12 protein-coding genes are annotated in these 13,971 nt (G+C 68.0%); 9 read left to right on the forward strand and 3 right to left on the reverse strand.

The window, feature by feature from the left end; genetic code table 11:
* The first annotated feature begins 5 nt into the window (after positions 1–5).
* The 6 genes from DWV11_RS17425 (at position 6) to DWV11_RS17450 (ending at position 7,689) form a co-directional block, all read left to right on the forward strand.
* On the forward strand, positions 6–497 hold the full coding sequence (locus DWV11_RS17425) for a hypothetical protein (protein WP_245953751.1): 492 nt from the start codon (positions 6–8) through the stop codon (positions 495–497).
* 34 nt (positions 498–531) lie between these two features.
* The gene (locus DWV11_RS17430) at positions 532–2,016 is read left to right on the forward strand and encodes an aldehyde dehydrogenase family protein (protein ID WP_115790184.1); all 1,485 of its coding nucleotides are present in this window, start codon (positions 532–534) and stop codon (positions 2,014–2,016) included.
* Positions 2,017–2,188: 172 nt separating this feature from the next.
* Positions 2,189–3,616, forward strand: coding sequence for a purine-cytosine permease family protein (locus DWV11_RS17435; protein WP_115790185.1), 1,428 nt, complete (start codon positions 2,189–2,191; stop codon positions 3,614–3,616).
* Positions 3,613–5,322, forward strand: a complete 1,710-nt coding sequence (locus DWV11_RS17440; RefSeq protein ID WP_115790186.1) for an amidohydrolase — start codon at positions 3,613–3,615, stop codon at positions 5,320–5,322. Before DWV11_RS17435 ends, DWV11_RS17440 begins: the two co-directional genes overlap by 4 nt.
* A 28-nt stretch (positions 5,323–5,350) precedes the next feature.
* Positions 5,351–6,871 carry an APC family permease gene (locus DWV11_RS17445; protein ID WP_115790187.1) on the forward strand — a complete coding sequence of 507 codons (1,521 nt, stop codon included), beginning with the start codon at positions 5,351–5,353 and terminating at the stop codon, positions 6,869–6,871.
* Positions 6,868–7,689, forward strand: a complete 822-nt coding sequence (locus DWV11_RS17450) for an SDR family NAD(P)-dependent oxidoreductase (protein WP_115790188.1) — start codon at positions 6,868–6,870, stop codon at positions 7,687–7,689. The genes DWV11_RS17445 and DWV11_RS17450 overlap by 4 nt, the downstream gene beginning before the upstream one ends.
* Here DWV11_RS17450 and DWV11_RS17455 read toward each other — a convergent pair.
* On the reverse strand, positions 7,661–8,707 hold the full coding sequence (locus DWV11_RS17455; RefSeq protein ID WP_245953753.1) for an FUSC family protein: 1,047 nt from the start codon (positions 8,705–8,707) through the stop codon (positions 7,661–7,663). The two genes, DWV11_RS17450 and DWV11_RS17455, sit on opposite strands and share 29 nt — an antisense overlap.
* A gap of 130 nt (positions 8,708–8,837) precedes the next feature.
* Here DWV11_RS17455 and DWV11_RS17460 point away from each other — a divergent pair, with 130 nt between their 5' ends.
* The 3 genes from DWV11_RS17460 (at position 8,838) to DWV11_RS17470 (ending at position 11,834) form a co-directional block, all read left to right on the forward strand.
* Positions 8,838–9,332 (forward strand): SRPBCC family protein, encoded by a 495-nt coding sequence (locus DWV11_RS17460; protein WP_115790190.1) that lies wholly within the window; start codon positions 8,838–8,840, stop codon positions 9,330–9,332.
* Between the two features lie 76 nt (positions 9,333–9,408).
* Positions 9,409–10,008: a TetR/AcrR family transcriptional regulator gene (locus tag DWV11_RS17465; protein WP_115790191.1), complete on the forward strand. Its 600-nt coding sequence runs from the start codon at positions 9,409–9,411 to the stop codon at positions 10,006–10,008.
* Positions 10,005–11,834: an alpha/beta fold hydrolase gene (locus DWV11_RS17470; protein WP_115790192.1), complete on the forward strand. Its 1,830-nt coding sequence runs from the start codon at positions 10,005–10,007 to the stop codon at positions 11,832–11,834. The genes DWV11_RS17465 and DWV11_RS17470 overlap by 4 nt, the downstream gene beginning before the upstream one ends.
* 26 nt (positions 11,835–11,860) lie before the next feature.
* Here the strand turns inward: DWV11_RS17470 and DWV11_RS17475 are convergent, their stop codons facing one another.
* Together DWV11_RS17475 and DWV11_RS17480 are read right to left on the reverse strand one after the other, a co-directional pair.
* Complete coding sequence (locus tag DWV11_RS17475; protein ID WP_115790193.1) at positions 11,861–12,286, reverse strand: VOC family protein; 426 nt, start codon at positions 12,284–12,286, stop codon at positions 11,861–11,863.
* Between the two features lie 70 nt (positions 12,287–12,356).
* Positions 12,357–13,964, reverse strand: a complete 1,608-nt coding sequence (locus tag DWV11_RS17480; RefSeq protein WP_115790194.1) for an MFS transporter — start codon at positions 13,962–13,964, stop codon at positions 12,357–12,359.
* Between the last annotated feature and the right edge of the window lie 7 nt (positions 13,965–13,971).

Raw genomic sequence — 13,971 nt, forward strand, 5'->3', positions numbered from 1 at the left:
AATCCATGAACCACACTGCAGTACCTCCCGCAGCGCGCACCGGGCCCGCCCGGATCCGCGCCCGCCTGCGCGGCTGGAGGAGTGAGGGGATCCGCGCCCGGATTCCGGCGGGCATCGTGGGGGTATCCGTGGGTGCCGGGAGCGCAGCGCACGTGGCGGCCGCGCTGTCCGCGCCCGCCGGAGCCATGGCCTGGCTGATGGCGGCGATGGGTGCGGCCTGCCTCGCCTGTGCTTCGCCGATGGCCGCCCGGCCGGTCTGCGCCGGGCGGGTTGCCAAACATCTGCTCGCCATGAGCGCCGCGATGATCCTCATCCACCTGGTCCTGCTGCTTTCACCCGGCGCGGGTGGCCACCACGGCGCGGCTGGAGCCGCACTGCCGGGCCATGCGGGATCCATGCTTGTCCTCATCGGCGTCGAACTGGCCTGCCTGATGGGCGCCTCCGTGGCGCTCCGCCTGCACCGCCGTCCCGAACGACACTCCAAGAAGCAACCCTGAACGCAGAAGCAACCCTGACAACCAAGGAGCAACCATGAACACCACGCTTTCCCTCGACTGGCAGGACCGGGCGGACTCCCTCGCGATCGACGGCCGCGCCTTCGTGGACGGGCGCCGCGTCACCGGCGGACAGCCGCCGCGCACCACGGTCAGCCCGGTAGACGGCCGGGTCCTGGCTGAGCTCACCGCGTGCACCGCCGCCGACGTCGACCGTGCTGTTGCCGCCGCACGGCACTCCTTCCCGGCCTGGTCGCGGGTAGGGGCCGAAGCCCGGAAGGGCGTGCTGCTGGAACTCGCCGCGCTCATGGAACGACACGCCAACGAGCTCGCGCTGCTGGAAACCCTGGACAGCGGCAAGCCGATCCTGCAGACCACAACGGTGGACGTCCCGGGAGCCATTTCCACCCTGCGCTGGTACGCGGAAGCCGCCGACAAGCAGGCCGGGGACATGCCGGCGGTGCCCCCGGGAGCCACGGCGCTCGTCACGCGCGAACCGCTGGGCGTGGTCGCTGCCATCGTGCCGTGGAATTTCCCGCTGGAAATCGCCGTCTGGAAACTCGCCCCCGCGCTGGCGGCCGGCAACACCCTCGTCCTCAAGCCTGCCGAGCAGACCTCCCTGAGTGTGCTGCGGCTGGCCGAGCTGGCCGCCGAGGCCGGTCTCCCGGACGGCGTGCTGAACGTCGTCACCGGTTCCGGCCGCGAGGTGGGCGCCGCGCTGGCGCATCACATGGACGTCGCCGCACTCGCATTCACAGGTTCCACCGCCGTCTCCCGGACCCTGCTCGAAGCGTCCGGGCGCAGCAACCTCAAGCGGCTGAGCCTCGAAGCCGGCGGCAAGAGCTCCAACATCATCTTCGCGGACACCGAAGATCTCGCCGCCGCTGCCGCCAAGGCTGCCTTCGGGGCGTATTACAACCAGGGGCAGGTGTGCTCGGCGAACTCCCGGATCCTGGTCCAGCGGGAGGTCCGCGACGAGTTCGCGGCCCTGCTCACCGCGGCCGCGGCCGGCTACGCGCCGGCGGACCCGCTCGCGGGACTGGACGGCAACGGTGCGTTGATCAGCAGCATGCACGCCGACGACGTCGAACGCTGGATCGTGCGCGGGCGCACCGAGGGTGAGGTGCTTTTCGGCGGCGAGCGCCGGGAGATCCGCGGTTCCGACGCGTACCTGGAGCCCACCCTGCTGGGCGGGCTGCCGGCGGACCACGACGTCCACCGGGAAGAGATCTTCGGGCCGGTGGCCGTGCTGCAGGCCTTCGACACGGAAGAAGAGGCGGTGCGGCTGGCCAATGCCACCGACTACGGCCTGGCCGCCTCCGTATGGACCTCGAGCCTCTCGCGCGCGCACCGGGTGGCGGGGGAGCTGCTCGCCGGCACGGTCTCGGTGAACACCGTGGACGCCCTGGGCAACACCACGCCGTTTGGTGGCTTCAAGCAGTCCGGCTTCGGGCGCGACCTGTCCCTGCACGCCTTCGACAACTACACGGCGCCCAAGACGACGTGGATCCAATTCGGCTGAGTACATCGGAATTAGCGATGATCCGCATCGACTTTACCTTGTTTACGTGATGCAGCTCACGCTTCTACGCTGGTCTGACAGCAGACGAGGCCGGCCCCGCGGGGAACCCAGGGGAGGGGCCGGCCGGCAATCTGCAAAGCATCCTCCCCCTTTTTCCTAAGGACTGCCTTCCATGAAAACGATGCTCCTCCGTTCACGGCTTTTCGACATCGAACAGGAATCCATTGCCCCCATCCCCGAGGAAGCGCGGCACGGCCGTTCCCGGGAACTCTTCACCATCTGGTTCGGCATGAACATGACGCCCCTGACCGTGGTGACCGGCGCGACCGCCACCACGCTGTTGGGCCTCCCCATGGCGGGCGCGCTGCTCGCCATCCTGTTGGGCCACGCCTTGGGCGGCATCGGGATGGCCCTGCACGCCGCCCAGGGACCGCAGCTGGGAGTGCCGCAGATGCTCCAGGCCCGCGGCCAGTTCGGCTCCCGCGGTGCAAGCCTCATTGTCCTGGTGGCGATCCTGATGTTCGTCGGGTATTTCTCCTCGAACCTCATCGTGTCCTCGGACTCCATCACGGCTCTGCTGCCCGAAGCCAACGGTACCGGCATGATCATCGGCTGCGCCGTGCTGAGCTTCGTCATTGCGGCCTTCGGCTACAACCTGGTCCGCAAGGTCACGGAACTGGGGGCGTACATGGTCGGGGCCCTCGTGCTGGTTTCCTTCGTCGCACTTTTCGCCGGCGGCGACTTCTGGGCACAGATGAACCACGGCGAATTCACCTGGACGGGCTTCCTGGCCATGCTGGCGATCGGCATCGTCTGGCAGCTGACGTACGCGCCCTATGTGTCGGACTATTCCCGCTACATGCCCGCCAAAACAGGCACCACGGGCGCTTTCTGGGGTACGTACTTGGGCTGCGTCCTCTCCAGCGCCCTGCTGATGATCCTCGGTTCCGGGGTCGGGATCGCAGTAGCGGGTGCTGACACCATGACCGGGCTCAACGGCATCCTCGGCCCGGTGCTCGGCGCCGTCGTGCTGGTGGGCTTCGCGTTCGTGGCCGCCGCCGGAAACTCCGTGAACGCCTACTGCAGCGCGCTGTGTGCCTTGACGTTCGTGGAGACTTTCTTCAGCGGGTGGCGCCCGGGAGCCAGGGCCCGTCTGGTCACGTCCCTGGTGCTCCACGTGCTGGGCGTAGGCCTGGCGCTCGCCGCAGCCACGAGCTTCGCCTCGTCCTACTTCAGCTTCCTCAGCGTGCTGCTCTACGTCCTGATCCCGTGGTCCGCCGTCAACCTGGTGGACTACTACGTAATCCGGCACGGCTCATACGCGGTGGATGAGTTCTACGCCCCCGACGGCGGCCGTTACGGGCGGTGGAACGCAGGATCCCTGATCGTCTTCGCCATCGGCGTCCTCGCCCAGGTCCCGTTCATGGCAACACCCTTCTACACCGGAGCCGTGGCCGAGGCCATGGGCGGGATCGACATCGCCTGGCTGGTGGGACTCTCCGTGAGCGCCCTCGCCTACATCGCGATCGCCCGCACCGCCCCCGCCCTGGTGCGGCTCAACCCCGGCTCCATCACCACCCACGCGAAAGTGGCACCATGACCCATGCAGACTGGATTTTCCACGGCGGCCCCGTCCACACCATGGACCCGAGTCGTCCCCTGACCGACGCCGTCGCCGTGGCCGGCGGCAGGATCGTCGCCCTCGGCGAGGACGCCGCCGCGTGGCGCGGGCCGGCGACCGAATACCTCGACCTTGCGGGCAAGGCGTTGCTCCCGGGCTTCCAGGACGCCCACGTCCACCCGCTGGCCGGCGGGATGCAGATGCTCGGCTGCGATCTCTCCGGCGTCCATTCGTTGGCGGAGTACCGCTCCCTGATCGCGGACTTCGCCCGCACGCATCCGCGTGATGGATGGATCCAGGGCGCGGGCTGGTACGGCGACGTGTTCGACGGCGGCTTCCCGCACCGCACGGTGCTGGACGAGCTCGTCCCGGACAGGCCGGTGTTCCTCATCAGCCATGACGGACACGGTGCCTGGGTGAATTCGAGGGCACTGGAACTGGCCGGAATCACGGACGGTACCCCCAACCCGGACGGCGGCATCATCGCCCGGGACGGGACCGGCGCGGCCACCGGCATGCTCATCGAGCACGCCGCAGGCCTCGTCTCCGCCCTCATCCCGGAACCGGACGAACAGCACATCCGCCGCGCACTGCTTACCGCGCAGTCCTATCTGCACTCACTGGGCGTGACCGCCTGGCAGGATGCCGCCGTCGGGCAGGCCCTGGGAATGCCCGACTCGTACAGGCACTACCTGGCACTGGAGGCGGACGGGCTCCTGACCGCCACCGTGACCGGTGCCCTCTGGTGGGAGCGGGACCGCGGCCTCGAACAGATCGAAATGTTCAAGACCCGCCGGGAGGCCGCGCGGGGACGCTTCCGGGCCACCGCCGTGAAGATCATGGTGGACGGCGTCTGCGAAAACCTCACGGCGGCCATGACCCGGCCTTACAAGGGACACCCGCATGAGCTGGGCATGAGCCTGATCCAGCCGGACGAATTGGTGCGCATCGCCCGGGCGGTGGATGCAGAAGGATTCGACCTGCACCTGCACGCCGTGGGGGACCAGGCCGTGCGGGACTGCGTCACCGCCCTCGACCTGCCCGGCCGTCCGGGGTGGGATCCGCGGCACCAGATCGCCCACCTGGACCTCGTGGACCCCTCCGACGTTGCCCGCTTCGCGGCGAGCGGCGCCATCGCGAACATCCAGCCGCTCTGGGCCCGGCGGGACCCCGTGCTTGTGGAGACCAAGCTGCCTTACCTGGACGAGGCACACCAGCAGGTCCATTTCGCCTTCGAGACCCTGCGCCGCGCCGGCGTCGAACTGGCCATCGGCAGCGATTGGCCGGTCTCCAGCCCGGACCCGCTGTGGGGCATCCACACCGCGGTGAACCGCACGGCGCCGCCGGCAGACCCGCACGCCCGGGACGCGCGGTCGCAGAACGAGCCACTCCTGCCGGGGGAGGCCATCACCCTGGCTGCAGCGCTCGCCGCCCAGACCACCGGCGCGGCGCGCGCCAACAGGCTCGAGACCGAACGCGGAGCCATCCGTGAGGGCATGGCGGCCGACTTGGTGGTGCTCGACGCCGATCCCTACGCCGCCGAGGCCGCCGCCCTGGGCGGGATCGGCGTCGAACTCACGCTCGCCGGCGGCACCGCCGTCTACAGCCGCGCGAACGATGCCGCACTGTCCACCCATGCCGCACTGTCCACCCACCCTGCGCTGTCCACTAACCCCGCGCAGTAGCAAACTTAAGCAGAGCAAAGGACCGATCATGGATCAGCCAATCTCCTCAACCAGCCTTGCCCAAGAGCAAAGCAAGCATCTGCAGAAATCCCTGGGCCGCTTCGACATCCTGTTGCTGGTGGTCGCGGCGGTCATCTCCGTGGAAGTCCTGGGCCAGGTCTCGGGCTTCGGCGGCGAAACCTTCACCTGGACCCTCATCCTGGCCATCACCTTCATGGTCCCGTACGGGCTGATCTTCGCGGAGACCGGCGGCGCATTCACCGAAGAAGGCGGCGTGTACGTCTGGACCAAAATGGCTTACGGCCGCGTGGTCGCCGCCATCACCTCCCTTTTCACCTGGGTCACCCAGCCGGTGTGGGTGGGCGGCGCCATGTCGTTCGTGGCGGTGGAAACCTGGTCCGAGTACGTGGGCCACGTGGAGGCCGGCAGTGTGGGGGACTACCTCTTCAAGCTGGCGTTCATCTGGATCACCGTGAGCTCGGCCATCATCAGCCTGAAGCACGGCAAATGGCTGCCCTCCCTCGGCGCAATCCTGAAGGTGGTGTTCCTGACCTTCTTCATCATCGTCACCCTGGTCTACGGACTGCAGCACGGCTTCAACGGCCTGGACCTTGGCTTCTTCTCGCCCACCCTCGCCGGTTTCCTTGGCGTCACCCCGTTGCTGCTGTTCTCCTTCCTCGGTTTCGAATCCGGCAACAGCGCCGCCGGCGAAATGAAGAACCCGGCCAAGGACGTTCCGATCTCCGTGGCACGCTCCTCAATGATCGCCGCGGCGAGCTACCTCCTGCCGATCCTCGCCATCCTGCTGGTGGTGCCGTTGGACCAGATCACCGGCATCGGCGGGCTGTTCGGCGCCGTGGCCACGGTCTACACCGTGTTCGGCCCCGCGGCGGAGGCCATGCTCGCTGTCTCGGCCATCGTCTTCTGCTTCGTCCTGGTCTCGCAGGGCGCGGCGTGGATGATCATCAGCGACCGCATGCAGGCCATGGCCGCCGCGGACGGTTCCTTCTTCGGCGGCTTCTTCGGCCGCTTCCACCCCAAGCTGGGCACCCCGATCCGCGTCAACACCCTTTCCGGCCTCGTGGCCACCCTGTTCATGCTCGCCGCCATGCAGCTCAGCGGGACCAGCAGCGCGTTGTTCGGTGTGGTGCTGACCATCGCCATTTCCACCTTCCTGCTCAGCTACCTCCTGGCCATTCCGGCCGCCGTCAGGCTGCGGAGGAAGTACCCGGACGCCGTGCGGCCCTTCAAGGTTCCTGTTTCCGACACCGGGTTCCGGATCCTGGGCGTCATCTGCTTCGCCTGGATCCTTGTCGGCTCGTGGGTGGCGGTCTTCCCGGGAACCTTGGAGGTCCTCTTCGGACTGGGCTACGACTTCGAAGGGGTCTGGGGCGTCTCCCAGCTGACCTTCGAAGCCTTCGCCCTGGGCACGCTCGGCAGCATCCTCGCCCTGGGAATCGTGGGCTACATCCGCGGCAGGAAGGTCCGCGACGCCGCAGGGCAAGCCGCCGTCGCTCCTGCCGAAGGCAGGACTACGCTTGGCGTATGACCGCCATTGCGAATGCCCTCACCGCACTCGTCACCGGGGCCACCGCCGGGCTGGGCGCTGAGTTCGCCCGGCAGCTCGCCGAGGAGGGCCACCACCTCGTGCTCGTGGCGCGCGACGCCGGCCGGCTCCGGGCCGAGGCGGAGGTCCTGGAACGGGATTACAGCATCACGGCGGAGGTGCTTCCCGCGGACCTGGCCGACGACGCCGGGGTGGCCGCCGTCGTCGAACGCCTGCTGGACGCCGCGCGGCCGGTGGACGTGCTGGTCAACAGCGCCGGGATCGGCCTGTTGCACTCCTTTGAGAAGAACAGCGCCGACGACGAAAAGCGCCACCTGCGCCTCCACGTCCAGACCCCCATGGAGCTCTGCCACGCTGCGCTGCAGGGGATGCTGCAGCGCGGCTCGGGCCGGATCATCAACGTGGCCAGCGTGGCGGCGTTCGCCAACCGGGGCAGCTACTCGGCAGCCAAGGCCTGGCAGGTGAGTTTCAGCCGCTGGGCGAACCTCGCCTACGCCGCCCGTGGGGTCAAGGTGACGGCCCTCTGCCCCGGATTCGTCCACACCGAATTCCACGACCGGATGGGCATGGACAAGTCCGTGGCGCCGCGCTGGATGTGGCTGAAGGCAGAGCGGGTGGTCAGCGAGGCACTGGCGGACAACGAGGCCGGCAAGGCCATCTCGATTCCCACGAAGCGCTACAAGGTGGTGACCGCCGTCGCCCGCGTCCTGCCTGCACGGCTTACGGCAGGCCCGCCGAAGAGGCCGCTGCCGGCTTCGCCGGAAAGCGCCTCTACAGACGGCGCTTCCTCGAACGGATAAGCACCACCACGGCGATCCCGGTCAGCGCCCCCACCAGGGTCTCGATGCCGCGCTCTTTGATCAGGCGCCCTGGATCCGTATGTGCGGCCAACTCCGTCATCAGCAGGATCACCGGAGTGAAGAACACCATGGCCCAGCCGTAGTGCCGCGTCATGAAGAGCTCGGTGCAGAACTGGCAGATGATCACCAAGGCGACCAGCACAAGGGTGGCCGGGAGGTGCTGCAGGGGAGACAGCGGGCCGGGGAAAAGTACGACGGCCACGACGCCGAGGCCCAGGAAGGTGCCCACGATGCGGTGGATGCCGCGGTTGACGGCGCTGGGCATGTCGGCGCCGGCCAGCGGGACCGCCGCGGCAGCCATCGCCCAGTGCGGATAGCCGCTGCCGCTCAGCACGCCGATCGCTCCTGCGGCACCCACCGCCGTTACGTAGCGGGCGGCATGCACGACGGCGGCCCGCCGGAGCTGCGGGGTCAGGGCCGGGGCGTATCGGACGGCGCCGGACTTCCAGGCGCGGACCCGGAGCCAGCCTGCGAAGCCGACCAGCAACGAGAACGACGCCGACGCCGCCGCGATCAGCACGGCCACCCCGAAGGGGGCGGCCAGGGGAACGGAGGCGCAGGCGCCGAGCGCGAGGATGCCGAAGAACGGACCGTTGGGCTTGAGCCGTACCCGGTCGGAATAGACGGAACCGACGCCGGCCAGTAGCGCTTCCACCACCACGAGCCCCCAGGAGTGGATGTGGTTCATGGCAAGGAAGGTGCCCACGGTGACGCCGCCAACCAGCACCGCCGCCGCCTGGAGCTGGTGCCTGAGCCGCAGCTGGTGGCCTTCGTTCCTGCCGTACATTGCGGTGAGGCCGCCGAACACCGCGTAAAGCGTGAGCTCGGGCCTGCCGATCGCCAGCAGGAACAGCGTGGGTACCGCGACGCTGAGTGCGACACGCACCGCGGAGAGGCGGTCGTTGTTCGCGGGGCCGATCGAGTTGAGGTCCCGGGCGAGGGAGAGAAGCTTGCGCACCGGGGAATACCGCCGTTCTTCTTTGTGGGACCGGGCCTTCCCGAAAAGTACCAAACGGCGCGGTTGCCCGCTATCAGCCCGGTCACACTGTGCGCAGCGCCATGGCGCAGCGGCGTGCAAGAATCCTCCCATGGCGGTCTCGTTTACCTGCCGGACCCGGCTGGACATGTCCCCGGAGCAGGCCTTCGACCTTTCCCGCAGCGTGGATGCCCACCTGGGTTCAATGGCTAAGTCCGGCGAACGGGCGGTGGCCGGGGTGACCGCCGGCCTGATGTCCCTGGGCGACACGGTTACCTGGCGGGCAAGGCATTTCGGGCTGCCGGTGCGGATGACCAGCCGGATCACGCAGTTCAGTTTCCCGGAGTCCTTCACCGACGAGCAGGAGCGCGGCCCGTTCCGTGCCTTCCGGCACGTGCATGAATTCCTGCCCGACGGTCCGCCGGCCGGTGCTTCGGCGCCCGACGCTTCAAAGCCCGACGGCGGCGGGACCCTCATGATCGACCACGTCGAGTTCACTGCCCCGTTTGGTGTGTTGGGCCGCCTCGTGGAGAAGGCATTCCTGGGGCGGTACCTGCAGCGCCTGATCGAGGAACGGAACAGGTACCTGCGGGGCCTTGGCCGCTGAGCCGGTGACGACGCCTCTCCTTGTTGATGCATTCCCGCCGGTTCGCAAAATATGTAGACTGGTCTATTATTTCCTTATGCCATCCAAAGGAAACCTGACAAAGGCACGGCTCGCAGAGTCCATGCTCGAGCTCATCCAGACCAGCGGCTACAGCGGCACAGGCCTGAACGCCGTGATCGAACACGCCGCAGCACCAAAGGGGTCGATCTACTTCCACTTCCCCGACGGGAAGGAGGGACTGGGCGTCGCCGCGGTCGAACTCGCCGCGAAGCAGTTCGAGGCGCTGATTGCAGAGGCCGCAGTTTCAGCGGGCGGGGCGGCCGGAGCGGCCCGCGCCGTGATCGAGACCCTGGCGGCCATCGTCAGCGAGAGCGACTACCGGCTGGGTTGCCCGGTTTCCGTCGTCACGCTGGAAATGGGTGCTGAGAACGAGCGGCTGCGGCAGGCGTGCGCCACCGCCTTCGAGTCGTGGATCGCCCCGACGGCCGCGTTGCTCGAGGCCAGTGGTATTGACGCCGAGGGGGCCCGGTCCCTGGCGACCGTCGTCGTGTCGACGATCGAAGGGGCGGTGATCGTCTCTCGCGCCACGCGGAGCACCCGGCCCTTGGGCGCGGCCGCCGACGTCGTGGCCGAACTCATCGACCAGCGCTGCCAGGCAATCGGGGGGACGCGATGACTCCGCACGAAGTCCCCCGTCACGCCCTGGTCTTCGGAGCCTCGGGACTGGTCGGCCGGCACCTCGTCCTCACCCTTGCAGAGGCTGGTGCGAACGTCACGGCGGCAGTCCGGACCACCACGTCGGGAGAGTGGGTCCAGCAGTGGGTCAGGGAGCGTGGCCTGACACGGAGCATCAGCACGACGATTGTCGACTTCGATGCCCCTGAAATCGTCGCGGGCGGCCCCTCGGCGTTCCCGTTCATCACCGAGATCCACAACTGCGCCGGGTCCTACCGATTCGGAATGACCGCCCAGGAGGCACGCAGTGCGAACGTCGGCATCGTCGAGAAGCTCATCGACTTCGCCGGGGATCTCCCCAAGCTGCAGCGCGTCGTCCATGTGTCGGGCTACCGCGTCGGCGGACAGGACCCCGCAACTGTTCCGTGGCCAGACGAGCACCGCGCCGCGGTCTACAAGGAACTGGGCGGCTACGAAGCCTCGAAGGTTGAATCCGACGCGATCTTCCAGGCCCTAGCCCTGGAGCGCGGAGTTCCCTGGACCATCGTCAATCCGTCCAGCGTGATCGGCGACAGTGTGACCGGGGAGTCCGACCAGCACATCGGGCTGGCCACCACCATCGAGCAGGTCTGGGACGGCACCGCGGCCGCCCTGCCCGCCGGGAAATCGACGTTCCTCCCGGTCGTCACGGTCGACTACCTGGCGACCTTCATGGCGGCGGCAGCGGTCGATCCCGCTGCTGCGGGCAAGGCCTACTGGGTCCTGGACGACGCCACCCCGCCGCTGGCAGATCTGCTCACGCACGTCGGCCGGCATCTCGGCGCGAAGGTCCCGCGGCTGAGGATGCCGGTCGGGGTCATCAAGCGGCTCCCGCAGCGCATCACCAAGGCGGATCCCGAGACGCTCGGCTTCCTGTCCGCCGACCGCTATCCGACAGAGTCCGCCGTCGAGTTGGCCGACAGACACGGGATCCACACGCCCGGCGTGCTGGTGTCCCTCGACCGGTGGGCCGACCACCTGGCCGCGCATCGTTTCGGTGCCGCCAAGGCGGACGACCGTCGGTTCGTCGACGCCGGCGGTGTGAGGACCTTCGAACTCGGCGTCCCCGGATCCAGCCGGGTGATCCTTCCCGGCCTGCCGGTCAACGCCGACACCTGGGCCGAGGTAGCCTCGGGCATCGGCGCACGGGCCGTCGACCTGCCCGGACTCGGCCTCAGCGGCGGAACAGGCGTTCAGGACTGGGAACAGTGGCTGCCCGCCGTGCTGGGTGACGAACCCACCGACCTCATCGGCCATTCCATTGGCGCGGCTGCGGCCGTGCTCGCAGCTGACGGGTTCCCGGAGCAGATCAGGTCCCTCACCCTGATCGCACCGTTCTTCCTCCAGGGCCCGGCGGGTGTCCCGGCCGGACTGAAGCCGTTCGTCAGGACCTACTTGCGGCGTACCGGCCCGGTACGGCTGTCCCGCCGGCTGACCGGATCGGAAGCGAGTGCGGCTGCTCTCGAGTCAAGTGTCGGTGACCTCAAGCGAAGGAGCGCCAAGAGGGTGGCAGAGCATCTCGCCCGTGCGGGATCGAAGCAGTGGCGTGCCGAACTCCGGGAAGCGCTGGGACGATTCAGCGGCCCGGTCCGCATCATCACGGGAAGCGGAGACCCCCTCGCCCCGGGCGCGGTTGAGCAGCTCGAGTCACTTCCGAACGTCGAGCTGATCTCGGTGCCGGGTGCCGGGCACCATCCGCAACTGACCCATGGCGATGCCCTCGTCGATCTGCTCACGGGAGACCTGGTCAAGGAATCGGTCGCGTGGACAGGACGCCCGGGGTTTTAACGGGGGAAAATTGAACGGCCAGGGCGCTACTCCGCCACCAGCTCCACCTCGTAACCGTCCGAGTTGATCAGGAAGGCTGCGTAGTGCTCCGGGCCGCCGGCATGGGGATACTTGTCCGCGTAGAGCTCGAACCAGTCCGAGTCCACGGCGAGCTCCTTCAGCCGGTCCACGTTGTCCCTGCTGCCTCCGTGGAACGCCACGTGGTTCATGCCGGCGTCGGTGCGCCGGTGGATGGTGCTGGTGAGGTCGGGAGACTGCTCAACCACCACGTAGGCGGAGCCCAGTTTCCAGCTGCAGCCGTTGGGCCACTGCCGGAAGGGAGAGTAGCCGAGCTCCGTGAGCAGCCAGCCCCACTCGGCCGCCGCGCGTTCGAAGTGGGGGACCCAGATTTCCAGATGGTGCAGTGACCCCACAGACGAACCCACGGTAGAACCCACAGAAGCATCGGCCATCTGCCGAGTCTAAGGCGATGGCCGATGCTTCCGGTAGGAGGCGCCGGTGGGCGGGGCGAAGCGGGACGCCCTAGGAGACGGCTACGGCTTCCTTCCGGACTTCGCGCTCCGTGCCGTGGCCGGCCGTAGCGCCAACCGTGTCCTCGAAGGGCAGCTCGTCCAGGTCGATCAGCGGGTTCTCGTCCTGGGTGGCCACGAGTTCCCGGGCCTCGGCCGGGGTGTCCACGCTCGGCATGGAGCCGGGCAGCGGGCGCCGGGCCGATTCCTTCAGGAAGTAGATGGTGACTGCACCCACCACGGAGGTACCCATGAGGTAGTAGGCGGGCATCATGTCATTGCCCGTGCCCTGGATGAGGGCGTCCACGATGAACGGCGTGGTCCCGCCGAAGATCGCCACGGAGAAGTTGTAGGCGATGCCCATTCCGCCGTAACGGCTCGACGTCGGGAACAGGGCCGGGAGCGCCGAGGCCAGGTTGGCGATGTAGAAAGTCACGGGGAAAGCGATCAGCGACAGGCCGGCCAGCGTGGACCAGATCTCGCCGACGCCGATCAGCAGGAACGCGGGAACCGAGAACACGATGGTGCTCAGGGCGCCGATCCACAGCACGGGACGGCGGCCGATCCGGTCCGAGAGCTTGCCGGTCAGCGGGATGCAGAGGGCCATGATGACCAGCACGGGGATGGTCAGCAGGGTGCCGTGGACGGGATCGTAGCCCTTGGACGTCGTGAGGTACGTGGGCATGTAGGAGGTCAGCGCGTAACCCACCGTGTTGGCAGCGGCGGCGAGGATCATGGCGATCAGGATCTGGCGCCAGTATGCCTTGATGATCCCGATCGGCCCCTTGGCTACGGCGGCGTCACCGGCGGCGGCTTCGGCGGCGTGGGCTTCCTGGGCGTCGAGGGCCGCCTGGAACTGGGGGGACTCCTCGATCTTGTTCCGGAAGTAGATCGCAATCGCGCCGAGCGGTCCGGCGATCAGGAACGGCAGGCGCCAGCCCCATTCCTCCATGGCGGACTGGCCGAGGGCCAGCTGCAGGACGGACACCAGGGCGGCACCGAGGGCGAAGCCGATGTACGAACCCATGTCCAGGAAGCTTGCGAAGAATCCGCGCCGCTTGTCCGGCGCGTACTCGCTCACGAAAGTGGTGGCACCGGCGTATTCACCGCCGGTGGAGAAGCCTTGGACGAGCTTCAGGATGACCAGCAGCGCAGCCGCCCAGATGCCGATCTGCGCGTAGCCGGGCAAGAGCCCGACGGCGAAGGTGCTTGCCGCCATCAGCAGCAGGGTCGCGGCCAGCACCTTCTGGCGGCCCACTTTGTCGCCCAGCCAGCCGAACACCACGCCGCCGAGCGGACGGGCGACGAAGGTCGCGGCGAAGGTTCCAAGGAGGAACAGTGTCTGCACCGAGGGGTCCGCTTCGGGAAGGAAGACCGGGCCCATGGTGGTGATCAGGTAGCCAAAGACACCGACGTCGTACCATTCCATGGTGTTGCCGACGATGGTTCCGCCAAGAGCCTTCTTGAGCATCGGCTGGTCCACGACGTTGACGTCGGAAACCTTGAGCCGGCGGCGGACGGGAAACTTCAATCTTGCTGAACCGCGGGGTGTGGATGCGGTAAGTCCGGGGGCGTTCCTGGCGCCTTCCAGAGAGTCGGTGATGCTTTGGTCTGTGGGCATTTGGGCC

Origin of the sequence: Arthrobacter silvisoli (assembly GCF_003369445.1) — a bacterium.
Lineage (GTDB): Bacteria > Actinomycetota > Actinomycetes > Actinomycetales > Micrococcaceae > Arthrobacter > Arthrobacter silvisoli.

Bases quoted from the DNA above. Each gene is read 5' to 3' on its own strand.
- DWV11_RS17425 (WP_245953751.1), top strand. From the start codon at position 6: ATGAACCACACTGCAGTACCTCCCGCAGCGCGCACCGGGCCCGCCCGG.
- DWV11_RS17430 (WP_115790184.1), top strand. From the start codon at position 532: ATGAACACCACGCTTTCCCTCGACTGGCAGGACCGGGCGGACTCCCTC.
- DWV11_RS17435 (WP_115790185.1), top strand. From the start codon at position 2,189: ATGAAAACGATGCTCCTCCGTTCACGGCTTTTCGACATCGAACAGGAA.
- DWV11_RS17440 (WP_115790186.1), top strand. From the start codon at position 3,613: ATGACCCATGCAGACTGGATTTTCCACGGCGGCCCCGTCCACACCATG.
- DWV11_RS17445 (WP_115790187.1), top strand. From the start codon at position 5,351: ATGGATCAGCCAATCTCCTCAACCAGCCTTGCCCAAGAGCAAAGCAAG.
- DWV11_RS17450 (WP_115790188.1), top strand. From the start codon at position 6,868: ATGACCGCCATTGCGAATGCCCTCACCGCACTCGTCACCGGGGCCACC.
- DWV11_RS17460 (WP_115790190.1), top strand. From the start codon at position 8,838: ATGGCGGTCTCGTTTACCTGCCGGACCCGGCTGGACATGTCCCCGGAG.
- DWV11_RS17465 (WP_115790191.1), top strand. From the start codon at position 9,409: ATGCCATCCAAAGGAAACCTGACAAAGGCACGGCTCGCAGAGTCCATG.
- DWV11_RS17470 (WP_115790192.1), top strand. From the start codon at position 10,005: ATGACTCCGCACGAAGTCCCCCGTCACGCCCTGGTCTTCGGAGCCTCG.
- DWV11_RS17475 (WP_115790193.1), bottom strand. From the start codon at position 12,286: ATGGCCGATGCTTCTGTGGGTTCTACCGTGGGTTCGTCTGTGGGGTCA.
- DWV11_RS17480 (WP_115790194.1), bottom strand. From the start codon at position 13,964: ATGCCCACAGACCAAAGCATCACCGACTCTCTGGAAGGCGCCAGGAAC.